This window comes from uncultured Lentibacter sp. (assembly GCF_937123735.1).
Taxonomy (GTDB): domain Bacteria; phylum Pseudomonadota; class Alphaproteobacteria; order Rhodobacterales; family Rhodobacteraceae; genus Lentibacter.
In genome coordinates this window covers 1-23,787 of sequence record NZ_CAKZKL010000035.1, presented here as the reverse complement: position 1 = coordinate 23,787, position 23,787 = coordinate 1, and the positions used below count along the sequence as shown (strand labels likewise).

Sequence of the window (23,787 nt, the reverse complement as noted above, 5' to 3'; positions counted from 1 at the left end):
GCTGGCGACCCGCCGGGGGCTTTGCCCCCGGACCCCCAAGGTATTTTTGACCAGAAGAAGCCTCAAGGCGTTTTTTTGAGCCGTTGTCTGGCGAACCAATCGACGCGTTTTTTAAGCTCACGTTCAAAGCCGCGCTCGACAGGTTGGTAGAGCACGGGGCGTTTCATGCCTTCGGGGAAATAGTTCTGCCCGGAGAATCCGTCTTCGGCATCGTGGTCATAGGCATAGCCCGTGCCGTAGCCCTCCTCTTTCATAAGGGCTGTGGGCGCGTTGAGGATATGTTTGGGCGGCGGCTCGCTGCCTGTGCGTTTGGCCTCTTTGCGCGCGCCCTTATAGGCCACATAGGCGGCGTTGGATTTGGGCGCGAGGGCAAGGTAGATCACCGCCTGCGCCAGCGCCAGCTCGCCTTCGGGGGAGCCGAGGCGCTCGTAGGTCTGCCAGCTTTGCAGGCACACATCCTGCGCCTGGGTGTCGGCGAGGCCGATGTCTTCCACCGCCATGCGCGTAAGGCGGCGGGCGAGAAAACGCGGGTCTTCCCCGCCTTCCAGCATCCGCGCAAACCAGTAGAGCGCGGCGTCAGGATCAGAGCCGCGCACCGATTTGTGCAGCGCGGAAATGAGGTTGTAATGCGCATCGCCCGATTTGTCGTATTTCGCTGCCCGGCGCATCAGCCGTGTGGCCAGCGCCTCGCGGTCGATTTTATCTGTCACGCTCCAGGCGCTGACTTGCTCGATGAGGCCGAGCAAAGCGCGCCCGTCGCCATCGGCCATCTCCAAAAGCGCCTCGCGCGCGTGCCCATCGAGCGGCAGCGCGCGGCCAAGCTCTTTTTCGGCGCGCTGCGCCAGCAACTCAAGGTCGGCCAGCCCCAACCGCTCTAGCACCAAAACCTGCGCACGGCTGAGCAAAGCAGCGTTGAGCTCAAAGCTGGGGTTCTCGGTTGTCGCGCCCACCAGCAAGATAGTTCCGTCTTCCATATGGGGCAAGAACCCGTCTTGCTGGGCTTTGTTGAAACGGTGAATTTCGTCAACAAACAGAAGCGTGCCCTGCCCGTTGGCATGGCGGTGCTTGGCCGCTTCAAACACTTTCTTAAGGTCGGCCACGCCCGAGAAGATCGCGCTGATCTGCACAAAATGGAGGTCGGTCTCATCGGCCAGCAGCCGCGCAATCGTGGTTTTGCCCACACCGGGCGGCCCCCAGAGGACAAGTGAGCTTAGCGTGCCAGACGCCAGCATCACCGTCAGCGGGGCCTCTGGCCCGAGCACCTTTGGCTGGCCGATCACCTCACCCAGCGTCTTGGGGCGCAGCTTGTCGGCCAGGGGGCGCGGTGCGGCCTTGGGCTCGGCGCCGTTCGGCGCGCTGTCAAACAGATCGGCCATCGCTCAAAGCCGGAAGCGCAGCTGCACAAGCTGTCCGCCCCGTTCCACCGTCAGGCTCAGCCAGCGCCCCGAGGCCGCCAGCTTGCGCTGAGCTGCGCGCGTATCAGAGACCCGCGTGCCGTTGATCTCGGTGATCACATCGCCGGCGCGCAAACCGGCCCGTGCCCCCAGCGGCCCTGTCTCGGCCACAACCACCCCATCAGAGCTAAGCGGCAGGCCGAACTCGGCCAGCACGGCCGGGTTCAAATTGAGCAATGTGACCCCGGGCAGGGGCGTATTGTCGCCTGTGACCAAAGCCTTGCGCGCCGGCACATCCGGCGCGGTGGTGAGGGTCACCCCGCGGGTCGCGATGTTTCCTTCGTGAAAAACGCTGACCTCGGCTGTATTGCCGATGCCGGCCACGCTCATCCGAAAGATCATCTCGGCAGGGGTGTTCACAAGCTGCCCGTCAATCGAAAGGATCACATCCCCGGGCGCGAAGCCCGCCTTGAAAAACGGGCTTTCGCGGTGCAGCTCGCTGACCATGATCCCGCCGGGCAAACCGAGGCCGATGCTCTCGGCAATATCGCTGTCCACAGGCTGCCCGTTGATGCCCGCCCAAGGGCGCAGAAAGCGCGCGTTGCCGGCCTCGGCTTGCGCCAGAAAGGCCCCCACAAGGCGCGCGGGAATGGCGAAGCCGATCCCGTTGGAGCCGCCCGAGCGGCTGACAATACGGGTGTTTACCCCGATCAGATCGCCGTTGATGTCAATGAGCGCGCCGCCCGAGTTGCCGGGGTTGATGGGGGCGTCTGTCTGGATGAAGTAACCGCGGGCCGAGCCCATGGCGCCGCCGGAGCGGGCAAGGCCAGAAACGATGCCGGAACTCACGGTCTGGCCGACGCCAAACGGGTTGCCAATCGCCAGCACCAGCTCACCCACCTCGAGGGTGTCACTGTCGCGCAGGCTCAGGTGGGGCAGGCCCTGCGCCCCCTCGATGCGCAGGAGCGCCAAATCGCTCTGCTCATCCGCCAGCACCACGCGGGCGGCAAATTCGCGCCTGTCATTGAGCACCACGCGGATGTCTGTGGCCTCGCCAACCACATGATAATTCGAGACAATATAGCCATCTGGCGAGAGGATCACCCCGGAGCCGAGCGAGTTTTGCACCCGCGGGCGCAGCTCGCCAAAACCCCGGAACATATCCTCAAACAGGGGGTCACCCTGGAAGGGGCTCGCGCGGGTCTGCACCACGCGTTTGACGTAGATATTGACCACAGCGGGCGCAGCGGCCTTGACCAGCGGCGCAAAGCCAAGGCTGATCTCGGCCTGTGTCTCTGGCACGCGGGTTTCAGCCAAAACGGGCTGAACGGCGAGTGTGGCAAGCAGTGTGGCAAGCAGTGTGGCTTGCAGTATGGCTAGGCGTATGGACAGATGGGCAATACGAAGAGGCGGCATCGGCAAGCTCCTTTCAGAGCCTAGATATGCTCAGACCCCTGCAAAATTGCAAGCGCCCAAGCAAAAAGGCCCCGCCGCGAGGGGCGAGGCCTTTGCATCTGTCAGCCGACAGAAAATCACTCTTCGGCAGCTTCCTCGGCGGCCACGCGGGCCTTGTCGCCGGCGCCTTTGGCGTCGACATCGCGGTCGACAAATTCGATGATCGCCATCGGAGCCATGTCACCATAACGGAAGCCCGCTTTCATGATGCGCACATAGCCGCCCTGGCGGTCTTTGTAGCGTGGCCCGAGAATTTCGAACAGCTTGGCCACATAGGCGTCTTGCTTGAGCTGGCTCGCGGCTTGGCGGCGGGCGTGCAGATCGCCGCGCTTGCCCAGTGTGATCAGCTTTTCAACGATCGGGCGCAGTTCTTTGGCTTTTGGCAGTGTTGTCTTGATTTGCTCATGTTCGATGAGCGAGCCGGCCATGTTGGCCCAGAGCGCCTTGCGGTGCTCATGTGTGCGGTTGAGGCGGCGGTATCCACGTGCGTGACGCATAGTTCTTCTCCTAAATGTGCTCTCTACGAGCGATTTTGCTTTGTCTGGCGGCCGATGCGTGTCAGCCGCTCTCCTTGGGGCAGAAGGCCCGGGGGTTGGGGTAAGGTGCGCATTTAATGCGCACCCTACGGAGCCTTAAAAGGCGTCTTCGAATTTCTTGGCCAGATCTTCGATGTTCTCTGGGGGCCAGTCTTCAACGTCCATGCCAAGATGCAGGCCCATGCCCGAGAGCACTTCCTTGATCTCGTTCAGCGACTTGCGGCCGAAGTTCGGCGTGCGCAGCATTTCGGCTTCGGTTTTCTGGATCAGATCGCCGATGTAAACGATATTGTCGTTCTTCAGGCAGTTTGCCGAACGAACGGACAGCTCCAGCTCGTCCACTTTCTTGAGGAGAAGCGGGTTGAACTCGAGACCGTCGTCTTCTTCCTGGCGGCCAGCGGCCTCAGGCTCATCAAAGTTCACAAAGATCGAAAGCTGGTCTTGCAGGATGCGCGCGGCATAGGCCATGGCGTCATCCGGTGTGACCGAGCCGTCTGTCTCGATTTTCATGGTGAGCTTGTCGTAATCCAGAACCTGGCCTTCGCGTGTGGGCTGCACATCGTAGCTCACGCGCTTGACAGGCGAGAAGATCGCATCAATCGGCATCAGGCCGATGGGCGCGTCTTCCGGCTTGTTCTTATCGGCTGCAACATAGCCTTTGCCGGTGTTGACCGTCAGCTCCATGTAAACATCCGCGCCATCATCGAGGTGGCAGATCACATGGTCACGGTTGAGGATCTCAATGCCGGCGCTGTCGGAGATGTCACCCGCTGTGACAACACCGGGGCCTTTGGCGTTGATCGAAAGGCGCTTGGGGCCTTCCACATCCATGCGCACAGCCACGCCTTTGAGGTTGAGAACGATGTCGGTGACGTCTTCGCGCACACCAGCCACGCTGGAGAACTCGTGCAGAACGTTGTCGATCTGAACAGATGTGATGGCCGCACCTTGCAGAGAGCTCATCAGAATGCGGCGCAGCGCATTGCCCAGCGTAAGGCCAAAGCCCCGCTCAAGCGGCTCGGCCACCAGGGTTGCCTGGCGGGCCGGGTCATTGCCCGGTTTCACGTCAAGCTGTGTCGGCTTGATCAGTTCTTGCCAATTTTTGTGGATCATGCGTCCCTCCATTCCTGCGTGTTGTCCCATGTCCTAAAGACACACGCGCCCGAGGCTAAAATGACGTATTGGGGCTGCGCAGACCGCACAGCCCCACTTGATAGACTTAAGCTTATACCCGACGGCGCTTTGGCGGGCGGCAGCCGTTGTGCGCAATCGGCGTCACATCACGGATCGACGTGATGTTGAAGCCCACAGCCGCGAGCGCGCGCAGCGCGGATTCACGGCCAGAGCCGGGGCCCTGCACTTCAACTTCCAGCGTTTTCACGCCGTGCTCTTGCGCCTTGCGGCCCGCATCTTCAGCCGCCATCTGCGCCGCGTAAGGCGTCGATTTGCGTGAGCCTTTGAAGCCCATGGTGCCCGAAGACGACCATGCAATCGCATTGCCCTGAACATCAGAGATCAGGATCTTGGTGTTGTTGAACGAAGAATTCACATGCGCCACGCCTGTGGCGATGTTCTTGGAGACCTTACGCTTGGTGCGTTTTGTATCGCGTGCCATTGATTAAACCCTCCCTTATTTCTTCTTGCCGGCGATTGCTTTCGCCGGGCCTTTGCGGGTGCGCGCATTGGTATGCGTGCGCTGGCCGCGAACAGGCAGATTACGACGGTGACGCAGGCCACGATAGGACCCGAGGTCCATGGCGCGCTTGATGTTCATGGTGACTTCGCGACGCAGGTCGCCTTCTACCATGTAGTTCGCATCAATATGCTCGCGAACAGCCAGAACTTCGGCGTCGGAAAGCTCGTTGATGCGGCGGCTGGCATCAATGCCAACAGCTTCGCAAATTTCCTTGGCAGAGGTGTTTCCAATGCCTGTGATATATGTGAGGGCGATCGGGACCCGCTTGTTGGTCGGGATGTTTACGCCGGCGATACGTGCCATACGTCTTTGGTCCTTTCGTTGCGGGTCCGTAATTCCAGACCCTTTTTTCACAACGTAGGCCCGAAGCAATCGCTCGGGCCGCAGCTGAATTCAGGTGATGTGAAACGCTCGGGGGCGACCCGCAGCAGAATCAAACTCTTTGCAGAGATAGGGCGTGTTAGGAGGATTTCAGAGGGGCGTCAACCCCTCCGCACCCGCCGCCGCAAGCTTAGCCCAAAACGGCCGCGATTTCGCCCTTCACAGCGTCGATCGTGCCAAGGCCATCAACCGAGCTCAGCTGGCCCTTGGCATGGTAATAACCGATCAGCGGCGAGGTCTGTTTGTAGTAAGCCATCAGGCGCACCTTCAAGCTCTCCTCATTGTCATCCGCACGCGCGGTGCCGCCAGCGGCCACAGCCTCGGCGGCGCGGTTGAGAATGCGCGAGACGAGCACATCGTCATTCACCTGCATCTCGATCACCGCATCCAGGGTCTCGCCCTGCTCGTCCAGAAGCTCGGCCAGCGCATCGGCCTGCGCGAGCGTGCGCGGGAAGCCGTCAAAGATGAAACCGCCCTTCTTGTCGCCTTCCAGCTTTTCGCGGATCAGGCCAATCACGATCTCGTCGGTCACAAGCTCGCCACGGTCCATGACTTCGGCAACCTTCTTCCCCATGGCCGTGCCAGAGGTCTTGGCTTCGCGCAGCATATCCCCGGTGGAAAGCTGGATCATGTCGCGCGCGTTTACAAGCATCTCAGCCTGTGTGCCCTTGCCTGCTCCGGGTGGTCCAAGAAGAATAATGTTCATCGCCGTGTGGCTCCCTTACGTTTGCGTTTCCGACCCTTGCCAGATAGCTGTGATTTCTCAATCAATCCTTCATATTGATGCGCAAGCAAGTGGCTCTGCACTTGCTGGATTGTATCCATTGTTACGGAAACAACGATCAGAACCGATGTGCCGCCAAAATAGAAGGGAATCGTGAATTGGCCACGCAAAAACTCCGGAAAGAGACAAACTGCCGCAAGGTAAGCTGAGCCGAGAACGAGAACACGGTTGACCACATATTCAAGATACTCAGCCGTTTTCTTGCCCGGACGCACCCCGGGGACAAAGCCTGACTGGTTCTTGAGGTTCTCTGCGGCCTCGTCGGGCTTGAAGCTAACGTTGAACGTATAAAAATAGGCGAAGAAAACAATCATCCCCGCAAAGAACAACAGATAAAGCGGCTGGCCGGGGCCAAAGAAGGCAAGCAGCCAAGACATCACCGGGCCGGTTGAGCCCTGAGTGCTGAAGGTGCTGATCGTGGTGGGCAACAGCAAGAGCGAGCTTGCAAAGATCGCCGGGATCACACCCGCCGGGTTAACCTTGACGGGCAAGTGGCTTGAGCCGCCATCATACATTTTCATGCCCACTTGGCGGCGGGGATATTGAATGTGGATCTTGCGCAAGGCGCGCTCCATAAACACCACAAACATGATCGTTGCGACCACCATGATGATCACCCCGACGATCACGGCAGGGCTGATGGCCCCCGAGCGCCCCTGCGAGAAGAACTGCGCCAGAGCGGCGGGCACCTCGGCAATGATGCCCACGAAAATGATCAGCGAAATACCGTTTCCGATCCCGCGCGCGGTGATCTGCTCACCGAGCCACATGAGAAACATGGTCCCGCCAATCAGCGTGATCATGCAGGAGCTGACAAAGAACCAATAGGGCAGATCAGGCTGCACCAGCTCGCCGCCATAAATGCTGACCGCGAGACCGTAAGATTGCAAGGTGGCCAGCGCCACTGTGCCGTAACGGGTGTATTGGTTGATCTTTTTGCGGCCCTGCTCGCCCTCTTTCTTGATCTGCTCCAACGCGGGCACCATCGAGGTGAGAAGCTGCACGATAATGCTGGCCGAGATATAGGGCATGATGCCGAGGGCAAAAATACCCATCCGGCCCAACGCCCCGCCCGTAAACATGGAGACCATGCCACCAATGCCCTGCCCGGCCTGCTCCATGAACTCGCGCAGCGCCGCACCGTCAATGCCGGGCACCGGGATAAAGGTGCCCAAACGGTAGACAATCAGCAAACCGAGCGTAAACAGGATGCGGGAACGAAGATCAGAGGCTTTCGCCAGTGCGCCCCAACTGGTGTTGGCGGCCATTTGTTCTGCGGCAGATACCATGAGGGTCTCTCTTATGCATGAACGCCGCCTGCGCTCTCTCCAAGCACAGGCGGCGTTTCGGGAAAACTTGTAAAGGATATGTAAGGCGCTTCAGCGCGCCTCACAACCACTTATTCTGCGGCTTGCGCAGCTGTTACCTTCAGCGAGCCGCCTGCTTTTTCCACTGCGTCCACAGCAGATTTGGAGGCGCCGGTCACTTCGATGTTCAATTTGGCGGTCACATCGCCCTTGGCCAGAACGCGGATCCCGTCGAGCTTGCGGCGCACGAGGCCCGAAGCCACCAGCGCATCCTCGGTGATCGCGGCTTTGGCATCCAGCTTCTTCTCGTCGACGAATTTCTGGATCAGGCCCAGGTTCACCACGGCATAGGACTTGCGGTTGGGCTTGTTGAAGCCGCGCTTTGGCAGGCGTTGGTAGAGCGGCATCTGGCCGCCTTCAAAGCCCTTGATCGCCACGCCCGAGCGTGACTTCTGACCTTTGATACCACGGCCACCGGTCTTACCAGTGCCGGAGCCGGGACCACGGCCAATACGTTTGCGGGGTTTTGTTGCGCCAGGGTTGTCGCGCAGTTCATGCAGTTTCATATCGCTTCTCCTTGCCGGAAGCGCCCCCGAAGCGGACATGGGCGAACACGGCGTTTCTTGATTTTGATTCTGCGGCCAGACTGGCCACCCGCGGCGTATAGGCGTGTTGCGCGCGCGGATCAAGAGAGAAGGTTGCTGTTCGCAGAGTTGGCTTTCGCGCGCGGCGCGGCGAAGGACGGGTTTGAGCCCAAGTGGGACGCTCCTTTGACGCGTCAGGCCGGTCAACAGCCGCGTAGCGGCCCGGCCATCCTTTGCCTGATAGGCGATTTGGCCCCGCCAAACCTGCCGAGAAGGGTCAGCCCCTCCCTTGGGCTGGCGTTGGCCTTCACTCGAAATGTCTGCATTACCTCCCATCCCCCATCCCCCATTGACTTATCCGCCCCCATCCCTCATATCCCCCTCAGCACAAGCCGAGCCCGCCGCGTGAGCGGGCCGCGCATCATGGCGCTGATCGGTGTGCAAACTTTCCCAACGGTTCCCATTTCACGCGGGGGGTCACACGCTTTTGGCGGGTGGTGGCAATTCGGCTGCTGTCTGGCCCAGAGCGTCACCCAAGCGTAACGCGTGGCCCTGTTTTTCGGGTGTCTGCGCCCTTTGCGCGCGCATTTGCGCACCACACTATAAGGATATCCACTTTGGATTTTGACATGCTGGGCCTTCCCGCCCGCCTTTCCACCAACCTCAAAGAGCTCGGCCTGACCGAGCCCACCCCCATTCAGGCCAAGGCGATCCCGCACGCCATGAACGGCCGTGATGTGTTGGGCCTCGCCCAGACAGGCACCGGCAAGACCGCGGCCTTCTCCCTGCCCATCCTCACCGCCATTGGCCGCATGGAGGGCAAACCGGCCCCCAAATCGGTGCGCGGGCTCGTGCTCGCGCCCACCCGCGAGTTGGCCAAGCAAATCCAGGAAGCCATGCTCGGCTTTGCCAAGGGCACCAATACCCGGATCAATCTTGTGATCGGCGGCGCGTCTCTGAATGTGCAGGCCAACAAGCTTGAGCGTGGCACCGATATTCTTGTTGCAACACCGGGCCGGCTGCTGGATCTGATCGACCGCCGCGCCGTGCGCCTGGATGCGGCCCGCTTCCTTGTGCTGGACGAGGCCGACCAGATGCTGGATCTGGGCTTTATCCATGCTTTGCGCAAGATCGCTCTGCTGCTGCCCAAAGAGCGCCAGACCATGCTCTTCTCGGCGACCATGCCCAAAAGCATGAACGAAATTGCCAACGCCTATCTGACAGACCCCATCCGCGTGGAAACAGCCCCTCCCGGCAAGCCCATCGAGCGGATCGAGCAATCGGTGCACTTCGTCTCGCAAGCCAGCAAACCCGAGCTGCTCATCGAGCACCTTGGCGCGCACCCTGACGAGGCAGCGCTTGTCTTTGGCCGCACAAAGCACGGCTGCGAAAAGCTGAAGAAGAAGCTTGAGGCCGCAGGCTTTGCCGCCGACAGCATCCACGGCAACAAAAGCCAGGGCCAGCGCGAACGCGCGATCAAGGCGTTCAAGGACGGCAAGGTCAAAGTCTTGGTGGCGACAGATGTGGCCGCGCGCGGAATCGATATTCCGGCAGTGCGCCATGTGTATAACTACGAGCTGCCCAATGTGGCGGACAACTATGTCCACCGCATCGGACGCACGGCGCGTGCGGGCCGTGAGGGCGCGGCCATCGCCTATTGTTCACCGGATGAAGTGGGCGAGCTCAAGGATATCCAGAAGCTGATTGGCCGTGACATCCCCGTTGTGGGCAAAGCGGCCTGGGCGGCTGAACTTCTGGAGAAAACCAAAGCCGGCCAGAAGCGCCCCAACGGAGGCGGCGGGGGCCGTGGCCGTGGTGGCAAAGGCGGCGGCGGGGGCCGTGGCAAACCGCAGGGTGCCTCGGCGAATGCGGGCGGCGGCAAGCCGCAACGCTCGCGGCGGCGGCGCAGCTCCAGCGCGGCTTAAACACCGTAGGGTGCGCATTTATTGCGCACCTTCGCAAACAGCGGTGCGCAGTGAATGCGCACCCTACCCCTGCACCGCGTAGCTTCCACCCGCGTCATGCACCTCGCGCCCTGTGAGCGCGGGTGTGAACAGACAAACAAGCCGCAGATCCCCTTTCAAAGCCCGCAAGACATGCCGCTCATGGGCATCCAGCACATAGACACTGCCCTCTGACAAGGGCCAGATCCGCCCCGTGGACACTTCCTCCACTTCGCCTTCACCGGCAATGCAATAGTTGGTCTCGACGTGGTTCTTGTATTCCAGCGTGAGCTCAGCACCCTCTTTCACCAGCGTGTCATGCAGCGAATAGCCAAGCCCGTCGCCCGCCAGCAGAATGCGCCGGCTCTCCCAGCCTTCGCCCCTGGCGTGGGCGGCAGTTCCTAAAATTTCGCTCAAATGCTTCACAATCATGGCGCACTCCCTTTTGCCTAGGATGACCCGGCCCCGCAGCCAAGGCAAAGAAAAACGCCCCCGGCTTTCACCGAGGGCGTCTCATGTTCTATGCTGCGTAGGGTGCGCATTCACTGCGCACCGCCCTTAGCCTTTTTCTTCAATGATCTCGACGAGATGCGGGATCTTGTTGACCATGCCGCGCACGGAAGGCGTGTCTTCCAGCTCGCGGGTCTTGTGCATCTTGTTGAGGCCAAGCCCTATCAGCGTCTGGCGCTGTTTTTCAGGGCGACGGATCGGGGAGCCGATTTGCTTTACAACGATAGTTTTCGCCATCTGTCTGTCCTCCTTACGCGTCAGCATCTGCGGCGTCAGCCACAGGGGCCTCATCACGCTTCAGAATGTCTGCAACCTTCTTGCCACGACGCTGGGCCACCATACGGGGGCTGCTTTCGCTTTTCAGGCCATCAATGGTTGCGCGGATCATGTTGTAGGGGTTTTGCGAGCCGATCGACTTTGCAACAACGTCCTGAACACCGAGCATCTCAAAGACCGCGCGCATCGGACCACCGGCAATGATACCCGTGCCCTGTGGCGCCGTGCGCATGACAACCTTGCCCGCGCCATGGCGGCCGTGGGTGTCGTGGTGCAATGTGCGGCCCTCGCGCAGCGGCACGCGGATCATCTGGCGTTTGGCTTGCTCTGTGGCCTTGCGGATGGCTTCAGGAACTTCCTTGGCCTTGCCTTTGCCAAAGCCGACACGACCCTTTTGATCACCCACCACAACCAGAGCGGCGAAACCAAAGCGCTTACCACCCTTGACTGTTTTGGACACCCGGTTGATCGCGACCAGACGGTCGGCAAATTCCGGGGCTTCTTCACGTTCGCGGCGCGGGCCGCGACGGTTCTCACGTTCTGCCATATGGCAATTCCTTCATATAGGGGGCAAGCGCCCTGTTTTATGTCAATCCTGGTGATCGCCTGATCCCGGATCATCGGGAGGGCGTGACCGCCCTCCTCAAGGTCTGCTTGGTGCGCCGTCACACCCCAAACGTAGGGTGTGCGCTCTGCGCGCACCGTCAGATTTTCAAACCGCCTTCACGCGCAGCTTCGGCCAGAGCCTTCACCTTGCCATGAAACAGAAAGCCGCCGCGGTCGAAATATGCCACGTCCACGCCCGCTTTCTTTGCGCGCTCGGCAATCGCCGCGCCAACTTTCGTTGCCGCTTCGACATTGTTCTTGCCGACAACACCAAGTGCTTTTTCGAGCGTCGATGCTGCTGCGACGGTGACGCCGTTCACATCGTCGATCAGCTGCACGCTGATGTTCTTGTTTGAGCGGTGAACGGAAAGACGCATCTTGCCGCTGTTCACCTTGCGAAGTTTGTTCCGGACGCGCATGCGGCGCTTGAGGAACAGTTGTCGTTTGCTGTTTGCCATCTGTCCGGTCCTTATTTCTTCTTGCCTTCCTTGCGGAAGATATACTCGTCTTTATATTTGATGCCTTTGCCTTTGTAGGGCTCGGGCTTGCGCCATTCGCGGATATTTGCCGCAACCTGACCAACGAGTTGTGCGTTATCACCTTCAATGATGATCTCGGTCTGCTTTGGGCAGGTGACCGTGACCCCTTCAGGCACTTCAAAGTTTACATCGTGGCTCAGGCCAAGCATCAGCTTCAGGGTGTTGCCCTGCATCTGGGCACGATAACCAACACCGTTGATTTCGAGCTCTTTCTTGAAGCCAACGCTCACACCCGTGACCATATTGGCCACAACAGTGCGGCTCATGCCCCACTGCTGGCGTGCGCGCTTGGAGTTGCCGCGCGGTGTCACCGTGACGGCATTGTCTTCCACTGCCAGGGTTACATCGTCGGTAGCCGTAAAGCTTTGCGTGGCTTTCGGACCTTTGACCTCAATGGTCTGGCCAGAAATTGTCGCGGTCACACCAGAAGGCAGATCGACCGGTTTTTTACCAATACGAGACATTCCGCTCTCCTTAGAAGACCGTGCAGAGCACTTCGCCGCCCACATGGGCATTGCGTGCTGCTGCATCCGACATCACGCCCTTGGACGTGCTGACAATCGACACACCAAGGCCCTGACGGACTTCGGGAATGTCATTGGCGCTCATGTAAACGCGGCGACCAGGCTTTGAAACCCGCTTGAGCTCACGAATAACAGGCGTGCCCTCATAATACTTGAGGCTGATTTCAAGGGCTGGGTGACCGTTTACATCGGTGGTTTTTTCATAGCCACGGATATAGCCTTCGTCAGCCAACACATCGAGAACCCACGCGCGCAACTTCGATGCAGGCGTCATCACTGTGGATTTGCCGCGCATCTGGCTGTTGCGAATACGAGTGAGCATATCGGCGATAGGATCGTTCATATCATGCTCTCCTTACCAGCTCGATTTAACCATGCCGGGGATCTGGCCGTTTGAGCCGAGTTCCCGAAGCATGATCCGCGAAACCTTCAGCTTACGGTAGTAAGCGTGAGGACGGCCTGTCAGCTGGCAACGGTTGTGCAAGCGTGTGGCCGAGCTGTTGCGCGGAAGTTTGGCAAGCGCGAGAGAAGCGCGGAAACGCTCTTCCATGGGCTTGCTTTGGTCATTGATGATCTCTTTGAGCGCGGCGCGTTTCGCGGCGAATTTCTCCACCAGCTTCTGGCGCTTAACTTCGCGAGCTACCATTGATTTTTTAGCCATTGTCTCTTTCCTCCCGCGGATCAGCTGTTGAAGGGCATGTTGAAAGCTTTCAACAGCGCCTTGGCTTCCGCGTCGGTTTTTGCGGTTGTGGCAATAACGATGTCCATGCCCCAGTTCTCATCGACGTCGTCGAAGTTGATCTCGGGGAATACGATGTGCTCCTTGAGGCCCATGGCATAGTTGCCGCGGCCGTCAAAGCTCTTGCCCGATACGCCGCGGAAGTCGCGGATACGGGGCATCGCAATCGTGATCAGACGGTCCAGGAATTCATACATGCGGGCGCCACGCAGGGTGACTTTCGCCCCCATTGGCATCCCTTCACGCACGCGAAAACCCGCGATCGAATTCTTCGCAATGGTCATGACAGCCTGCTGGCCGGCAATTGCAGACAAGTCCTGCACAGCCGATTTCGCTTTCTTGCTGTCTTTCACGGCGGCACGGCCACAGCCGATGTTCAGAACGATCTTTTCCAGTGCAGGTGTCTGCATTGCGTTCTTATAGCCGAATTCCTCTTTCAGAGCGCCACGAATGGTCGTGTCATACAGCTCTTTGAGGCGTGGGGTGTAGTTTGCTGTATCAAGCATCGATCACGTCCCCCGTGGTCTTGGCATAACGCACTTTCTTGTCGCCTTCGAGCTTGAAGCCAACGCGTGTCGCTTTGCCGTTTTTGTCAACATAGGCCAGATTGCTCAGCTGGATTGGCATCGCCTTTGGAAGGCGGCCGCCCTGGCTGGTCTGGGTTTGTTTGGTGTGGCGGATCGCCATGTTCACACCGTCCACAAGCGCTTTGCCTGCTTTCGGATCAACCGACGAGATGGTGCCCTGCTTGCCCTTGTCTTTGCCGGCAAGCACAACAACCTTGTCACCTTTTTTCAACTTGGCAGCCATATCACAGCACCTCCGGGGCGAGCGAAATGATTTTCATGAAGTTCTTGGCGCGCAGCTCGCGAACAACTGGCCCGAAGATACGGGTGCCGACAGGCTCATTGTTGTTGTTGAGAATAACGGCGGCATTGCGATCAAAGCGGATCGCTGTGCCGTCATCGCGACGGACTTCCTTGGCGGTGCGAACGACGACGGCTTTGCGCACGTCCCCCTTCTTCACACGGCCGCGTGGGATGGCTTCCTTGACGGATACGACGATAATATCGCCGACCGAAGCGTAACGACGCTTGGAACCACCCAGAACCTTGATGCACTGAACTCGGCGCGCGCCGGAGTTGTCAGCAACATCCAGATTTGTCTGCATCTGGATCATATGGTTTCTCCTGACCTATGGGGGGCCGATGCGTGGCCTTGTCCCCAGGGTTTCTGATGTTGGTCGTTGTGCAGGCTTACGCCTCCAGAACTTCCCAACGCTTGGTTTTTGAACGGGGCGCACATTCGACGATCCGCACCTGGTCACCTACATTGTAGGCATTCTTCTCATCGTGGGCCCGGTATTTCTTGGACTTACGGATGGTCTTTTTCAAAACAGGGTGTGTGAAGCGACGCTCGACTGAAACCGTGACGGTCTGTTCGTTCTGGTTGCTTGTGACGACGCCTGTGAGGATACGCTTTGGCATAGCTCAGGCTCCCTTATTCTGCCGCCGCTTGCGCGGCTTTTTCGTTGAGGATGGTCAGCACACGGGCTGTTGTCCGCTTTACCTGGCGCACGCGCGCGGTGTTTTCCATCTGGCCAGTGGCCGATTGGAAACGCAGGTTGAAGCTTTCTTTCTTGAGGTTTTCCAGCTCTTCTTTCAGCTGGTCAACCGTCTTTTCACGCAGGTCTGATGCGTTCATGGTGTTTTCCTTTTCAACATCACTGGAGGGCCGCACAAGCGTGACCCTGATTCCAGTGGAGGTCATGGGTAGAAGTGGGCCGTATAGGTGGGATTCCCCGACTTGGCAAGCCCTAACGGACACAAGCCGCCCGCGCAGGATTTATGCGTTGAGATAGCCCGCAAGCAAAGAGACAAACGCCCCCACATGCACCACCATGATGGCCCGGTCTTTCCACATCACCCCCACGGCAAACCACAGGAAGATGCCCACAAAGAAGGCAAATACATTCCAGGGCACAATATTGAGCCCTGTCAGCCCGTATCCCACCAGCTGAATCGCCGTGGCGACCCATTTCACGACATCCACAGTCTTCATAGCGCCTATCCTTTTCGCCCGGTTTTTGTCCGGTTTTCGCCTGCGCGCGGCCCGGCAAGCCGCCTTATCCCCATCGCGGGCAACCCACAAGGGGGCCAGCGGGCTCAATCGCGCTTTCGCTTTGCGCCGCCGCGCGCTATCAAACGGACATGTCTGAAATAGAATCCCTCTTCGTGACCCGCCTTTACCGCGCTGCGCTAAGCGCACATGGCCCCAGAGTTGACGCCGCCGAGCTTGAGAGTGCGTGCTATGGCATCGCCGATGATGACGAAGCCGGCCAGCAGTGGTGCGAGGACAACGGCTACCCCGGCTATACCTCCTACGCCTCCCTGACAGACCTTGGCTGGCGCTCGCCGGTCTTTGCCGACCTGATCAAAGCACTCGATCTGCATGTCGCCGCCTTTGCGCGCGCGCTGGCGTTTGATCTGGGCGAGGGCAAGCTTGAGCTGGAAGACCTCTGGATCAACATCCTGCCCGAAGGCGGTATGCATTCGTCGCATATTCACCCCCATTCGGTGATTTCCGGCACAACCTATGTCGCCATGCCCGATGGCGCGAGCGCGCTCAAGCTCGAAGACCCGCGCTCGGCGCGTATGATGGCCGCCCCCCCGCGCCGCAAAGACGCCCCGCGCGATCTGCAAACCTTCGTCTACGCCGCGCCCAAGGTGGGCGACGTGCTGCTCTGGGAAAGCTGGCTGCGCCACGAAGTCCCCATGAACATGAGCGAAGACGACCGCATTTCGGTGAGCTTCAACTACAAATGGTCATGAGCTGAAAGGCTGCGCGCCGCTCACCCCGTCTTGGCCGCCTTTGCCGCCTCTTGCTGCGCCTTCACGGCGGCCTTTTCTTCTTTGGTGAGCTTGTTGCCCCACTGGTTATTGCTCAACCCCAGATCCTGCGGCATGGGCTTGGTCTTGCCTTGCTTGATCTCGCCGCCTTTTTCCAGAAAAGCTCTGATCAGGGCGTCGTCGGTCGTCGGCTTGGGCACATGTTTCATAAAACCCCCCTCTGCGCTGTGATGCCCCATGCTAGAACGCGCCGCCTGCTTTGGCCAGCCTGCTTTGCGCCTGCCCGCACCCCAAGCCAAGATGCGCCAGAACACGCCGAAAGGTTAACCTTTGTTAACCTTCCCCCCATTTTTGCCACATTCTTTTGGGATGACTGCCCTCACATCGAGTATCGGAGGCAGAAACCCCACATGAAACCTGTTCAACCCGCCCTGCTGGCGCTGATGGCCTGCACGGCCCTTGCCGGCTGCGCCACCCCGCCCGACACCGCCACGCGCGCCCAGACAGCACCGCTGGATACCGCCTTCGCATCCACCGAGTATAGCGCGCTCACAGAGCAGGCGCGCAGCCTGAACCGTATGGCCGACGACCTTCTGCGCGAATCCACCGGGCGTGGCGCGGCCCTCGGAGCGGCCGTAGGCTGCGGCCTCGGGCTGGTGTCCAAAGGCAACGCCCAAAGATGCCTGGCCGGCGCAGTTACAGGTGGCACTGTGGGGGCCGTCATGGGCCAGGCGCATGGCCAGCGCAAACTCGCCCAACGCCTGGAAAAGGTCTCGCGGGACGATATGGCCGGCGCGTTGCGCGCCGCCGATACACAGCTCGAAACGCTGCAAAACAACCTGCCCGCGCTCCTGCAACGTCAGGATGCCGAGCTGAAGGCCCTGCAAGCGCGCCACGCCGCCGGAACCATTTCCCAGGCAGAGCATGACAGCCGGATCAGCCAGATCCGCGACAGCCGCGCAGCCCTCGCTCACGCGCTGACCAACAGCGCCGAAAAGGCCCGCGCGGCGGCAGACAACCTGGGCCGCGCGGCGGCCAAAGGCCAATCTGGCCTGATCTGGCACATCGGCGCCGCCAAACAGCTCGAAGAGCAGTCGCTCTCAACCCGCTCGGCCATCACCCTGCTCTGAGCCGTAGGGTGCGCATTCACTGCGCACCAATCGCTCGCCCCAACCGCGCGCGAGAACGCAGCGATCAAACCGGACATCAGCAGGCCGCAATGCGGCGAACCAACACCCGTTCCTTTATCTTGGCGAAATCCTTGCAACAACCATTTGCAGCGCTCGCCTCAGCCAATCGCCGCGCCGAGGGGCGGCCCAAGCCCTCGTAGGGTGCGCATTCACTGCGCACCGCCCCAACCAAAAAACCCCCGCCTGATCAGGCGGGGGTTTCTTTTGGCTTTGGGGCGGCCCGGACAAACCCTTTGGGTTTGCCTATGCCGCGCTGGCCTGACAATCCGCGTAAGCGGAGTGCAGGTGCTTACCAATCTTCGCGTACAACGACGCGGGATTTGATCGGCAGTTTCATCGCCGCAAGGCGCAGCGCTTCGCGTGCTGTGTCCTCATCGACACCGTCGATTTCAAACATCACACGGCCAGGCTTAACCTTGGCTGTCCAGCGGTCCACGGAGCCCTTACCTTTACCCATACGCACTTCGATGGGCTTGGCTGTGACAGGCACATCCGGGAAGATGCGGATCCAGACACGGCCCTGACGCTTCATATGACGCGTCATGGCACGACGGGCTGCTTCGATCTGGCGGGCCGTGACGCGCTCAGGCTCAAGAGCCTTCAAGCCGTATGTCCCGAAGTTCAGATCAGAACCGCCCTTCGCAAGGCCTTTGATGCGGCCTTTGTGCTGCTTGCGGAATTTGGTGCGCTTTGGTTGAAGCATATCTCAGCCCCCCTTAACGACGGCCGCCAGCACCACGAGGTGCAGGGCCATCTTGGAATTGTTGCGCGCGACGCTCGTGAGCCTGTGGATCGTGCTCCATGATCTCGCCTTTGAAGATCCAGACCTTGATGCCGATGATGCCATAAGCGGTCATACCTTCGGCGTGCGCATAGTCGATATCCGCACGCAGGGTGTGAAGCGGAACGCGCCCTTCGCGATACCATTCGGTCCGCGCGATTTCCGCGCCGCCCAAACGGCCAGCCACGTTGATACGAATACCAAGCGCACCCATGCGCATGGCGTTCTGAACGCTGCGCTTCATGGCGCGGCGGAAAGACACACGGCGCTCGAGCTGCTGGGCGATGCTCTCGGCAACGAGAGCCGCGTCCATCTCGGGCTTGCGCACTTCAACGATGTTGAGGTGCAGCTCGCTGTTTGTGAGCGTGGCAATCTTTTTGCGGAGCGTCTCGATGTCCGCGCCTTTCTTGCCGATGATCACACCGGGGCGTGCCGTGTGGATCGTGACGCGGCACTTCTTGTGCGGACGCTCGATGATCACACGGGCGATGCCCGCTTGCTTGCACTCTTTGTTGATGAACTCGCGGATCTTGATGTCTTCCAGAAGAAGGTCACCAAAGTCCTTTGTGTTCGCAAACCAGCGGCTGTCCCAAGTGCGGTTGACCTGAAGGCGCATGCCAATCGGATTTACCTTGTTACCCATTATGCTTGCTCCTCTACCTGACGCACCTTGATGGTGAGCTCCGAGAACGGCTTGACGATCTTGCCAAAGCGCCCGCGTGCCCGTGGACGACCACGTTTCATCACAAGGTTCTTGCCCACATAGGCCTCGGCCACGATCAGCTCGTCGACATCAAGGTTGTGGTTGTTTTCAGCATTGGCGATGGCCGACTGAAGACATTTCTTCACGTCTTCCGCGATCCGCTTCTTGGAGAAAGTGAGGTCCACGAGGGCCTTGTCCACCTTCTTGCCGCGGATCATGGCGGCGACGAGGTTCAGTTTTTGCGGGCTGGTGCGAAGCATGCGCAGTTTTGCCATTGCTTCGTTGTCGGCCACGCGGCGGGGATTTTTATCCTTGCTCATGGCTTACTTCCGCTTCGCTTTTTTGTCAGCAGCATGGCCATAATAGGTGCGCGTTGGTGAATACTCACCGAACTTCTGACCGATCATGTCTTCTGTGACGTTTACAGGAATGTGCTTCTGGCCGTTGTAGACGCCGAACGTGAGACCCACGAACTGCGGCAGGATCGTGCTGCGGCGCGACCAGATCTTGATGACTTCATTACGGCCGCTCTCGCGGGAGGCTTCGGCTTTCTTAAGCACATAAGCATCCACAAAGGGGCCTTTCCAAACAGAGCGTGACATGTGTTAGCGCCCCTTCTTCTTGGCGTGACGCGAGCGGATAATAAGCTTGCTTGACGCTTTGTTCTTGTTACGAGTGCGCGCACCCTTCGTTGGCTTGCCCCAAGGTGTCACCGGATGACGGCCCCCTGATGTGCGGCCTTCACCACCACCATGTGGGTGATCGATCGGGTTCATAACAACACCGCGAACGCTCGGACGCTTGCCTTTGTGGCGCATACGGCCGGCTTTACCGAAGTTCTGGTTTGAGTTGTCAGGGTTGGACACCGCACCGACGGTTGCCATGCACTCCTGACGCACCATGCGCAGCTCGCCGCTGCTCAGACGGATCTGGGCATAGCCACCATCGCGGCCAACAAACTGTGCATATGTGCCGGCGGCGCGTGCAATCTGCCCGCCCTTGCCTGGCTTCATTTCGATGTTGTGAACAATCGTGCCGATCGGCATGCCCGAGAAGGGCATCGCATTGCCTGGCTTGATGTCTGCTTTTGCAGAGGCGATGATCTGGTCACCGACCGCCAGACGCTGAGGCGCAAGCACATAGGCCTGCTCACCGTCTTCATATTTCACGAGAGCGATAAAGGCTGTGCGGTTCGGGTCATATTCGATCCGTTCAACCGTTGCAGCGATATCGAATTTGTTCCGCTTGAAATCTACGATGCGGTAAAGGCGTTTTGCCCCACCACCACGACGACGTGATGTAATACGTCCGGTGTTGTTCCGGCCGCCCGATTTCGTCAGACCCTCGGTGAGGGCTTTGACGGGGCGTCCTTTCCAGAGCTCCGAACGGTCAATCAGCACCAACCCACGTTGGCCAGGCGTCGTCGGCTTATACGACTTAAGTGCCATGCTTTCTGTCTTCCGTTTAGCAACGCGAGGTTTCCCCCGCTATGTTTCGAAAGGGGGTTTCCCTCTCGGTCTTTTAGGGCCCCGAGGGTCCCCAGCGAAAAAGTGAACGGGCCCCAGACGAATCTGAGGCCACGCGATTTGGCTCGTATAGTGGGGAACACGCGGGGTGTCTATAGGGCGGGGGTTAATTTATTGGGCTTTGCCACACAGGCCCCGCCCCACCCCGTAGGGTGCGCAGTCCCTGCGCACCACGCGCCCACGCAAGACGGGCTTCGACGGGCCGCGGCGCGTCGTACCAACACCAGTTAGAAGCACTTTATCCCAGCCAAGTCCATCTGCCCTCTACTCGTCGCACCCAACCTCACCAAATCGACGCGCCGGCGGGCGGCCCGTCGATGCCCGGCGGCCTGCGGCCTTGATTCCGGGCTAGAGATTACACTGATTGAGCGATCACTCCTCGGATAAGAAAGCAATCATTTGCTCACAATCAGCTACAATCAAGTCAAGCAGCGCGTCCCGTATTGCTTTTGCGGAGGAGAGATCAACAGAGAATTTAACGCCCATCTTGCCGTGCGCAAAAGCGTTTCTGACTGCAGACATCACCGCCAAAGCCTCATTGTTATCTCCCTCTCGGAAGCGCTGTAATCTTCTCCGTAGGTTGGCATTATCCATAGCCCTTTGTAAGGCGCATAAGGCTTCATCTGAGAGGCTTTTTCGCGCAAGTTCAGCGAGCTTCACTGTGTGGGTTTGATGACTGGAGAAATCAAAATCTTGCCAACTTGTGTCCCGCATCCTCAGATGGCTCTCAAGCGCCACAAACGCCAACATTACAATCAGCTGCGCTGAATAACCGTTGATGAGTTCTTGGCTCGGCTCGGTATCCCCGTCAAAGTCAGGTAGAGCATCTCGGAAACCTTCACAGTATTTGGCCAACCTATACTTGGAAGCAGCGGAAGATAGATGCCTTACATATCGCTTCTGAGATGTATCTGTTGTCACGCCTAGTGCATTCAGTTTGCTCTCCGACCCGTTGGGAACAGCAATACACACGTTGTTCAAGTCATCGTAATGTTTTGGATACCAAGTTGATTTTGGTTTTATAATGAACATAGTGAAACCCACTGCACTCTGAAGAAAACTCGACGAAAAACCTCCTAAACCATTCCATCCCAAACAAAAAGCCCCCCGCCATAACTGGCGAGGGGCTTTTCTATCTCTAGTAGGGTGGGTGCGAACCCACCACCAGTCCTTACAGACCGGTGTTCACATCAATCGTGTTGCCCTCTTCGAGCGTCACATAGGCTTTCTTCACGTCCTTCCGCTTGCCGAGCTGGCCGCGGAAGCGCTTTACCTTGCCTTTGGTGATTGTCGTGTTGACCGCTTTCACCTTCACACCAAAGAGCGTTTCAACCGCTTCTTTGATCTGGGGTTTGTTCGCATCGATATGCACTTCAAACACAACCGCGCCGTTCTCTGACGCCATGGTTGCCTTTTCCGTGATAATCGGCTTGCGGATCACATCGTAGTGTTCGTGCTTCGCGCTCATTTCAGTCGAGCCTCCAGTGCTTCGATGCCCGCTTTGGTGATCACGAGCGTGTCACGGCGCAGGATATCGTATACGTTTGCGCCCATTGTCGGCAGGACATCCAGACCCTCAATGTTGCGCGCGGCTTGTGCGAAAGCTTCGTTCACGGTCGCACCGTCGATGACGAGCGCGCGCTTCCAGCCGAGATCTTTGACCTGCTTGGCCAAAGCCGACGTTTTGCCAGCCGCATCCGCTGTCTCGATCACAACAAGCTCGCCCGCTTTCATCTTGGCGCTGAGCGCGTGGCGCAGGCCGAGTTTGCGGAACTTCTTGGTGAGGTCGTGGCCGTGGTCGCGCACAACCGGGCCCTTGTAGACACCACCCCCGCGGAAGATCGGCGCCGAGCGCGCACCGTGGCGTGCGCCACCTGTGCCTTTTTGGCGGTAGATCTTCTTCGTGGAGTAGCTCACTTCGGAGCGTGTCTTCACCTTGTGCGTGCCGGCTTGGGCGTTGTTACGCTGCCAGCGCACCACACGGTGCAGAATGTCGGCGCGTGGCTCAAGACCAAAGAGGTCATCAGACAGCTCAACCGAGCCGGCTTTGCCGCCGTCGAGTTTGATTACATCAAATTTCATGCTTCACCACCTTCCGCAGGCGCGTCTTCAGCCGGAGCTTCGGTTACGGGCGCTGCTTTGGCCGCTGATTTGAGAGCCGCCGGGAAAGGCACGTTCTCAGGGAGTTTCTTTTTGACAGAGTCCTTGATTGTCACCCAACCGCCTTTGGAGCCGGGAACAGCGCCTTTGACCATGATGAGGCCACGGCCTGCATCGGTTTTGACAACTTCAAGATTCTGCGTTGTGACGCGCACAGCCCCCATATGGCCAGCCATCTTCTTACCTTTGAAGACTTTGCCGGGGTCCTGACACTGGCCTGTAGAGCCGTGTGAGCGGTGTGAAATAGACACACCGTGCGAGGCGCGCAGGCCGCCGAAGTTGTGGCGCTTCATCGCACCGGCAAAACCTTTACCGATAGATGTGCCTGCAACGTCAACCTTCTGGCCTTCCACATAATGCTCGGCCGAAATCTCTTCGCCGATGGCGATGAGGTTCTCGGCAGACACGCGGAACTCGGCAACCTTGCGCTTGGGCGCAACAGAGGCCTTGGCGAAGTGGCCGCGCATCGCTTGGGATGTGCGTTTGGCTTTGGCTGTGCCGGCACCGAGCTGAACAGCTGTGTAGCCGTCACGCTCTTCTGTGCGCTGGTCAACAACCTGAAGCGCGTCGAGTTGAAGAACGGTCACAGGAATCTGCTTGCCGTCTTCCATGAACAAGCGGGTCATGCCCACTTTCTTTGCGATTACACCGGAGCGCATGTGATACTCTCCTTAAACCGAAATCTGGACGTCAACACCGGCCGCCAGGTCGAGCTTCATGAGCGCGTCCACGGTCTGGGGTGTCGGGTCAACGATGTCGAGAAGGCGCTTGTGCGTGCGGATCTCGAACTGATCGCGTGATTTCTTGTTCACGTGTGGGCCACGCAGAACAGTGAATTTTTCGATCTTGTTTGGCAGCGGGATGGGCCCGCGCACCTGCGCACCGGTGCGCTTGGCAGTTGCGACGATCTCTTGTGTGCTGGCGTCCAGAACACGATAGTCGAATGCCTTGAGCCGGATACGGATATTTTGGCTTTGCATATCATTCGCCCTTTCAGGCTTAGAGTTGATAGGACGACAGGAAGCTCATTCCCCCTGCCCTCGTCGAACCCCAGACAAATATGAAAAGCGGGACCGAATCCCGCTTCACGCTGTTTGCCCAGCGAACTTGGGGCGAGATACTAGAGCCAGCAAGGTGTGGCAAGTGGAAATTTGGAATTCTCGCCAGACCCGCTCACAAGCGCCAAACACCCCACCCAACCTGTAGGGTGCGCAGTTTCTGCGCACCGTCACTGTGCCGGAAGGTGCGCAGTCAATGCGCACCCTACCACCGTGCGCAAAAGGGCTGCCCCTTCGGGCAGCCCT

Annotated in this window: 36 protein-coding genes; 3 read left to right on the top strand and 33 right to left on the bottom strand. The window is 59.1% G+C overall.

What is annotated here, in order from left to right; all coding sequences use genetic code 11:
- Window positions 1-62 precede the first annotated feature (62 nt).
- From Q0478_RS11550 to rplO, 9 genes are all read right to left on the bottom strand, one after another.
- Window positions 63-1,376 carry a replication-associated recombination protein A gene (locus Q0478_RS11550; RefSeq protein WP_298679428.1) on the bottom strand — a complete coding sequence of 438 codons (1,314 nt, stop codon included), beginning with the start codon at window positions 1,374-1,376 and terminating at the stop codon, window positions 63-65.
- A gap of 3 nt (window positions 1,377-1,379) precedes the next feature.
- The gene (locus tag Q0478_RS11545) at window positions 1,380-2,810 is read right to left on the bottom strand and encodes a trypsin-like peptidase domain-containing protein (protein WP_298679427.1); all 1,431 of its coding nucleotides are present in this window, start codon (window positions 2,808-2,810) and stop codon (window positions 1,380-1,382) included.
- 116 nt (window positions 2,811-2,926) lie between these two features.
- Window positions 2,927-3,346 carry a 50S ribosomal protein L17 gene (gene rplQ / locus Q0478_RS11540; protein WP_298679426.1) on the bottom strand — a complete coding sequence of 140 codons (420 nt, stop codon included), beginning with the start codon at window positions 3,344-3,346 and terminating at the stop codon, window positions 2,927-2,929.
- A 135-nt stretch (window positions 3,347-3,481) separates the two neighbouring features.
- Window positions 3,482-4,498 (bottom strand): DNA-directed RNA polymerase subunit alpha, encoded by a 1,017-nt coding sequence (locus Q0478_RS11535; RefSeq protein WP_298679425.1) that lies wholly within the window; start codon window positions 4,496-4,498, stop codon window positions 3,482-3,484.
- A gap of 112 nt (window positions 4,499-4,610) precedes the next feature.
- Complete coding sequence (gene rpsK / locus Q0478_RS11530; protein ID WP_298679423.1) at window positions 4,611-5,000, bottom strand: 30S ribosomal protein S11; 390 nt, start codon at window positions 4,998-5,000, stop codon at window positions 4,611-4,613.
- Between the two features lie 15 nt (window positions 5,001-5,015).
- The gene (gene rpsM / locus Q0478_RS11525) at window positions 5,016-5,384 is read right to left on the bottom strand and encodes a 30S ribosomal protein S13 (protein ID WP_298679421.1); all 369 of its coding nucleotides are present in this window, start codon (window positions 5,382-5,384) and stop codon (window positions 5,016-5,018) included.
- 208 nt (window positions 5,385-5,592) lie between these two features.
- Window positions 5,593-6,168 (bottom strand): adenylate kinase, encoded by a 576-nt coding sequence (locus Q0478_RS11520; RefSeq protein ID WP_298679419.1) that lies wholly within the window; start codon window positions 6,166-6,168, stop codon window positions 5,593-5,595.
- The gene (gene secY, locus Q0478_RS11515) at window positions 6,165-7,535 is read right to left on the bottom strand and encodes a preprotein translocase subunit SecY (protein WP_298679417.1); all 1,371 of its coding nucleotides are present in this window, start codon (window positions 7,533-7,535) and stop codon (window positions 6,165-6,167) included. Before secY ends, Q0478_RS11520 begins: the two co-directional genes overlap by 4 nt.
- A gap of 110 nt (window positions 7,536-7,645) precedes the next feature.
- Complete coding sequence (gene rplO, locus Q0478_RS11510) at window positions 7,646-8,119, bottom strand: 50S ribosomal protein L15 (RefSeq protein ID WP_298679415.1); 474 nt, start codon at window positions 8,117-8,119, stop codon at window positions 7,646-7,648.
- A 647-nt stretch (window positions 8,120-8,766) separates the two neighbouring features.
- Here rplO and Q0478_RS11505 point away from each other — a divergent pair.
- On the top strand, window positions 8,767-10,062 hold the full coding sequence (locus Q0478_RS11505; protein ID WP_298679413.1) for a DEAD/DEAH box helicase: 1,296 nt from the start codon (window positions 8,767-8,769) through the stop codon (window positions 10,060-10,062).
- A 63-nt stretch (window positions 10,063-10,125) separates the two neighbouring features.
- Here the strand turns inward: Q0478_RS11505 and Q0478_RS11500 are convergent, their stop codons facing one another.
- From Q0478_RS11500 to Q0478_RS11440, 13 genes are all read right to left on the bottom strand, one after another.
- Window positions 10,126-10,512, bottom strand: coding sequence for an ectoine synthase (locus Q0478_RS11500; protein ID WP_298679411.1), 387 nt, complete (start codon window positions 10,510-10,512; stop codon window positions 10,126-10,128).
- Window positions 10,513-10,638: 126 nt separating this feature from the next.
- Complete coding sequence (gene rpmD, locus Q0478_RS11495; RefSeq protein ID WP_298679409.1) at window positions 10,639-10,827, bottom strand: 50S ribosomal protein L30; 189 nt, start codon at window positions 10,825-10,827, stop codon at window positions 10,639-10,641.
- Between the two features lie 13 nt (window positions 10,828-10,840).
- Window positions 10,841-11,413: a 30S ribosomal protein S5 gene (gene rpsE, locus Q0478_RS11490; RefSeq protein WP_298679407.1), complete on the bottom strand. Its 573-nt coding sequence runs from the start codon at window positions 11,411-11,413 to the stop codon at window positions 10,841-10,843.
- A gap of 157 nt (window positions 11,414-11,570) precedes the next feature.
- Window positions 11,571-11,930 carry a 50S ribosomal protein L18 gene (rplR, locus tag Q0478_RS11485; RefSeq protein ID WP_298679405.1) on the bottom strand — a complete coding sequence of 120 codons (360 nt, stop codon included), beginning with the start codon at window positions 11,928-11,930 and terminating at the stop codon, window positions 11,571-11,573.
- An 11-nt stretch (window positions 11,931-11,941) separates the two neighbouring features.
- A complete protein-coding gene (gene rplF / locus Q0478_RS11480) occupies window positions 11,942-12,475 on the bottom strand; it encodes a 50S ribosomal protein L6 (protein ID WP_298679403.1) in 534 nt (177 codons plus the stop codon).
- A 10-nt stretch (window positions 12,476-12,485) separates the two neighbouring features.
- Window positions 12,486-12,878, bottom strand: a complete 393-nt coding sequence (gene rpsH, locus Q0478_RS11475; RefSeq protein ID WP_298679401.1) for a 30S ribosomal protein S8 — start codon at window positions 12,876-12,878, stop codon at window positions 12,486-12,488.
- A 12-nt stretch (window positions 12,879-12,890) separates the two neighbouring features.
- Window positions 12,891-13,196, bottom strand: a complete 306-nt coding sequence (rpsN, locus tag Q0478_RS11470) for a 30S ribosomal protein S14 (RefSeq protein ID WP_263765430.1) — start codon at window positions 13,194-13,196, stop codon at window positions 12,891-12,893.
- Between the two features lie 20 nt (window positions 13,197-13,216).
- Entirely contained in the window at window positions 13,217-13,780 is a 564-nt protein-coding gene (gene rplE / locus Q0478_RS11465) for a 50S ribosomal protein L5 (protein WP_298679396.1), read from the bottom strand.
- Window positions 13,773-14,084 carry a 50S ribosomal protein L24 gene (rplX, locus tag Q0478_RS11460; protein ID WP_298679394.1) on the bottom strand — a complete coding sequence of 104 codons (312 nt, stop codon included), beginning with the start codon at window positions 14,082-14,084 and terminating at the stop codon, window positions 13,773-13,775. The genes rplE and rplX overlap by 8 nt, the downstream gene beginning before the upstream one ends.
- 1 nt (window position 14,085) lies before the next feature.
- A complete protein-coding gene (rplN, locus tag Q0478_RS11455; RefSeq protein WP_089887383.1) occupies window positions 14,086-14,454 on the bottom strand; it encodes a 50S ribosomal protein L14 in 369 nt (122 codons plus the stop codon).
- A gap of 76 nt (window positions 14,455-14,530) precedes the next feature.
- Window positions 14,531-14,761, bottom strand: a complete 231-nt coding sequence (gene rpsQ, locus Q0478_RS11450) for a 30S ribosomal protein S17 (protein ID WP_298679390.1) — start codon at window positions 14,759-14,761, stop codon at window positions 14,531-14,533.
- Window positions 14,762-14,774: 13 nt separating this feature from the next.
- Entirely contained in the window at window positions 14,775-14,978 is a 204-nt protein-coding gene (gene rpmC, locus Q0478_RS11445; RefSeq protein WP_298679388.1) for a 50S ribosomal protein L29, read from the bottom strand.
- Window positions 14,979-15,119: 141 nt separating this feature from the next.
- Entirely contained in the window at window positions 15,120-15,335 is a 216-nt protein-coding gene (locus Q0478_RS11440; RefSeq protein WP_298679386.1) for a DUF6552 family protein, read from the bottom strand.
- Window positions 15,336-15,484: 149 nt separating this feature from the next.
- Here Q0478_RS11440 and Q0478_RS11435 point away from each other — a divergent pair, with 149 nt between their 5' ends.
- Complete coding sequence (locus tag Q0478_RS11435; protein ID WP_298679384.1) at window positions 15,485-16,105, top strand: TIGR02466 family protein; 621 nt, start codon at window positions 15,485-15,487, stop codon at window positions 16,103-16,105.
- A gap of 20 nt (window positions 16,106-16,125) precedes the next feature.
- Here the strand turns inward: Q0478_RS11435 and Q0478_RS11430 are convergent, their stop codons facing one another.
- The gene (locus Q0478_RS11430) at window positions 16,126-16,332 is read right to left on the bottom strand and encodes a hypothetical protein (RefSeq protein ID WP_298679382.1); all 207 of its coding nucleotides are present in this window, start codon (window positions 16,330-16,332) and stop codon (window positions 16,126-16,128) included.
- A gap of 201 nt (window positions 16,333-16,533) precedes the next feature.
- Between Q0478_RS11430 and Q0478_RS11425 the strand changes: the two genes are divergently transcribed.
- Window positions 16,534-17,253 carry a hypothetical protein gene (locus tag Q0478_RS11425; RefSeq protein WP_298679380.1) on the top strand — a complete coding sequence of 240 codons (720 nt, stop codon included), beginning with the start codon at window positions 16,534-16,536 and terminating at the stop codon, window positions 17,251-17,253.
- Window positions 17,254-17,602: 349 nt separating this feature from the next.
- On the opposite strand, the gene rplP is transcribed toward Q0478_RS11425, so the two are convergent.
- The 10 genes from rplP to rpsJ form a co-directional block, all read right to left on the bottom strand.
- Window positions 17,603-18,016: a 50S ribosomal protein L16 gene (gene rplP / locus Q0478_RS11420; protein ID WP_298679378.1), complete on the bottom strand. Its 414-nt coding sequence runs from the start codon at window positions 18,014-18,016 to the stop codon at window positions 17,603-17,605.
- A 13-nt stretch (window positions 18,017-18,029) separates the two neighbouring features.
- Complete coding sequence (gene rpsC / locus Q0478_RS11415; RefSeq protein ID WP_298679376.1) at window positions 18,030-18,737, bottom strand: 30S ribosomal protein S3; 708 nt, start codon at window positions 18,735-18,737, stop codon at window positions 18,030-18,032.
- Window positions 18,737-19,117, bottom strand: coding sequence for a 50S ribosomal protein L22 (gene rplV / locus Q0478_RS11410; protein WP_298679374.1), 381 nt, complete (start codon window positions 19,115-19,117; stop codon window positions 18,737-18,739). Before rplV ends, rpsC begins: the two co-directional genes overlap by 1 nt.
- Before the next feature lie 3 nt (window positions 19,118-19,120).
- A complete protein-coding gene (gene rpsS, locus Q0478_RS11405; protein WP_298679372.1) occupies window positions 19,121-19,399 on the bottom strand; it encodes a 30S ribosomal protein S19 in 279 nt (92 codons plus the stop codon).
- Window positions 19,400-19,402: 3 nt separating this feature from the next.
- Complete coding sequence (gene rplB / locus Q0478_RS11400) at window positions 19,403-20,245, bottom strand: 50S ribosomal protein L2 (RefSeq protein WP_298679370.1); 843 nt, start codon at window positions 20,243-20,245, stop codon at window positions 19,403-19,405.
- A gap of 450 nt (window positions 20,246-20,695) precedes the next feature.
- On the bottom strand, window positions 20,696-21,355 hold the full coding sequence (locus Q0478_RS11395) for a hypothetical protein (RefSeq protein WP_298679369.1): 660 nt from the start codon (window positions 21,353-21,355) through the stop codon (window positions 20,696-20,698).
- Window positions 21,356-21,494: 139 nt separating this feature from the next.
- Complete coding sequence (locus tag Q0478_RS11390; protein WP_298679366.1) at window positions 21,495-21,791, bottom strand: 50S ribosomal protein L23; 297 nt, start codon at window positions 21,789-21,791, stop codon at window positions 21,495-21,497.
- Window positions 21,788-22,405: a 50S ribosomal protein L4 gene (rplD, locus tag Q0478_RS11385; protein WP_298679363.1), complete on the bottom strand. Its 618-nt coding sequence runs from the start codon at window positions 22,403-22,405 to the stop codon at window positions 21,788-21,790. Before rplD ends, Q0478_RS11390 begins: the two co-directional genes overlap by 4 nt.
- Window positions 22,402-23,142 (bottom strand): 50S ribosomal protein L3, encoded by a 741-nt coding sequence (gene rplC, locus Q0478_RS11380; protein ID WP_298679361.1) that lies wholly within the window; start codon window positions 23,140-23,142, stop codon window positions 22,402-22,404. The genes rplD and rplC overlap by 4 nt, the downstream gene beginning before the upstream one ends.
- A gap of 12 nt (window positions 23,143-23,154) precedes the next feature.
- A complete protein-coding gene (gene rpsJ / locus Q0478_RS11375; protein WP_089887356.1) occupies window positions 23,155-23,463 on the bottom strand; it encodes a 30S ribosomal protein S10 in 309 nt (102 codons plus the stop codon).
- Between the last annotated feature and the right edge of the window lie 324 nt (window positions 23,464-23,787).

Bases quoted from the DNA above. Each gene is read 5' to 3' on its own strand.
- Q0478_RS11550 (WP_298679428.1), bottom strand. From the start codon at position 1,376: ATGGCCGATCTGTTTGACAGCGCGCCGAACGGCGCCGAGCCCAAGGCC.
- Q0478_RS11545 (WP_298679427.1), bottom strand. From the start codon at position 2,810: ATGCCGCCTCTTCGTATTGCCCATCTGTCCATACGCCTAGCCATACTG.
- rplQ (WP_298679426.1), bottom strand. From the start codon at position 3,346: ATGCGTCACGCACGTGGATACCGCCGCCTCAACCGCACACATGAGCAC.
- Q0478_RS11535 (WP_298679425.1), bottom strand. From the start codon at position 4,498: ATGATCCACAAAAATTGGCAAGAACTGATCAAGCCGACACAGCTTGAC.
- rpsK (WP_298679423.1), bottom strand. From the start codon at position 5,000: ATGGCACGCGATACAAAACGCACCAAGCGTAAGGTCTCCAAGAACATC.
- rpsM (WP_298679421.1), bottom strand. From the start codon at position 5,384: ATGGCACGTATCGCCGGCGTAAACATCCCGACCAACAAGCGGGTCCCG.
- Q0478_RS11520 (WP_298679419.1), bottom strand. From the start codon at position 6,168: ATGAACATTATTCTTCTTGGACCACCCGGAGCAGGCAAGGGCACACAG.
- secY (WP_298679417.1), bottom strand. From the start codon at position 7,535: ATGGTATCTGCCGCAGAACAAATGGCCGCCAACACCAGTTGGGGCGCA.
- rplO (WP_298679415.1), bottom strand. From the start codon at position 8,119: ATGAAACTGCATGAACTGCGCGACAACCCTGGCGCAACAAAACCCCGC.
- Q0478_RS11505 (WP_298679413.1), top strand. From the start codon at position 8,767: ATGCTGGGCCTTCCCGCCCGCCTTTCCACCAACCTCAAAGAGCTCGGC.
- Q0478_RS11500 (WP_298679411.1), bottom strand. From the start codon at position 10,512: ATGATTGTGAAGCATTTGAGCGAAATTTTAGGAACTGCCGCCCACGCC.
- rpmD (WP_298679409.1), bottom strand. From the start codon at position 10,827: ATGGCGAAAACTATCGTTGTAAAGCAAATCGGCTCCCCGATCCGTCGC.
- rpsE (WP_298679407.1), bottom strand. From the start codon at position 11,413: ATGGCAGAACGTGAGAACCGTCGCGGCCCGCGCCGCGAACGTGAAGAA.
- rplR (WP_298679405.1), bottom strand. From the start codon at position 11,930: ATGGCAAACAGCAAACGACAACTGTTCCTCAAGCGCCGCATGCGCGTC.
- rplF (WP_298679403.1), bottom strand. From the start codon at position 12,475: ATGTCTCGTATTGGTAAAAAACCGGTCGATCTGCCTTCTGGTGTGACC.
- rpsH (WP_298679401.1), bottom strand. From the start codon at position 12,878: ATGAACGATCCTATCGCCGATATGCTCACTCGTATTCGCAACAGCCAG.
- rpsN (WP_263765430.1), bottom strand. From the start codon at position 13,196: ATGGCTAAAAAATCAATGGTAGCTCGCGAAGTTAAGCGCCAGAAGCTG.
- rplE (WP_298679396.1), bottom strand. From the start codon at position 13,780: ATGCTTGATACAGCAAACTACACCCCACGCCTCAAAGAGCTGTATGAC.
- rplX (WP_298679394.1), bottom strand. From the start codon at position 14,084: ATGGCTGCCAAGTTGAAAAAAGGTGACAAGGTTGTTGTGCTTGCCGGC.
- rplN (WP_089887383.1), bottom strand. From the start codon at position 14,454: ATGATCCAGATGCAGACAAATCTGGATGTTGCTGACAACTCCGGCGCG.
- rpsQ (WP_298679390.1), bottom strand. From the start codon at position 14,761: ATGCCAAAGCGTATCCTCACAGGCGTCGTCACAAGCAACCAGAACGAA.
- rpmC (WP_298679388.1), bottom strand. From the start codon at position 14,978: ATGAACGCATCAGACCTGCGTGAAAAGACGGTTGACCAGCTGAAAGAA.
- Q0478_RS11440 (WP_298679386.1), bottom strand. From the start codon at position 15,335: ATGAAGACTGTGGATGTCGTGAAATGGGTCGCCACGGCGATTCAGCTG.
- Q0478_RS11435 (WP_298679384.1), top strand. From the start codon at position 15,485: ATGTCTGAAATAGAATCCCTCTTCGTGACCCGCCTTTACCGCGCTGCG.
- Q0478_RS11430 (WP_298679382.1), bottom strand. From the start codon at position 16,332: ATGAAACATGTGCCCAAGCCGACGACCGACGACGCCCTGATCAGAGCT.
- Q0478_RS11425 (WP_298679380.1), top strand. From the start codon at position 16,534: ATGAAACCTGTTCAACCCGCCCTGCTGGCGCTGATGGCCTGCACGGCC.
- rplP (WP_298679378.1), bottom strand. From the start codon at position 18,016: ATGCTTCAACCAAAGCGCACCAAATTCCGCAAGCAGCACAAAGGCCGC.
- rpsC (WP_298679376.1), bottom strand. From the start codon at position 18,737: ATGGGTAACAAGGTAAATCCGATTGGCATGCGCCTTCAGGTCAACCGC.
- rplV (WP_298679374.1), bottom strand. From the start codon at position 19,117: ATGAGCAAGGATAAAAATCCCCGCCGCGTGGCCGACAACGAAGCAATG.
- rpsS (WP_298679372.1), bottom strand. From the start codon at position 19,399: ATGTCACGCTCTGTTTGGAAAGGCCCCTTTGTGGATGCTTATGTGCTT.
- rplB (WP_298679370.1), bottom strand. From the start codon at position 20,245: ATGGCACTTAAGTCGTATAAGCCGACGACGCCTGGCCAACGTGGGTTG.
- Q0478_RS11395 (WP_298679369.1), bottom strand. From the start codon at position 21,355: ATGTTCATTATAAAACCAAAATCAACTTGGTATCCAAAACATTACGAT.
- Q0478_RS11390 (WP_298679366.1), bottom strand. From the start codon at position 21,791: ATGAGCGCGAAGCACGAACACTACGATGTGATCCGCAAGCCGATTATC.
- rplD (WP_298679363.1), bottom strand. From the start codon at position 22,405: ATGAAATTTGATGTAATCAAACTCGACGGCGGCAAAGCCGGCTCGGTT.
- rplC (WP_298679361.1), bottom strand. From the start codon at position 23,142: ATGCGCTCCGGTGTAATCGCAAAGAAAGTGGGCATGACCCGCTTGTTC.
- rpsJ (WP_089887356.1), bottom strand. From the start codon at position 23,463: ATGCAAAGCCAAAATATCCGTATCCGGCTCAAGGCATTCGACTATCGT.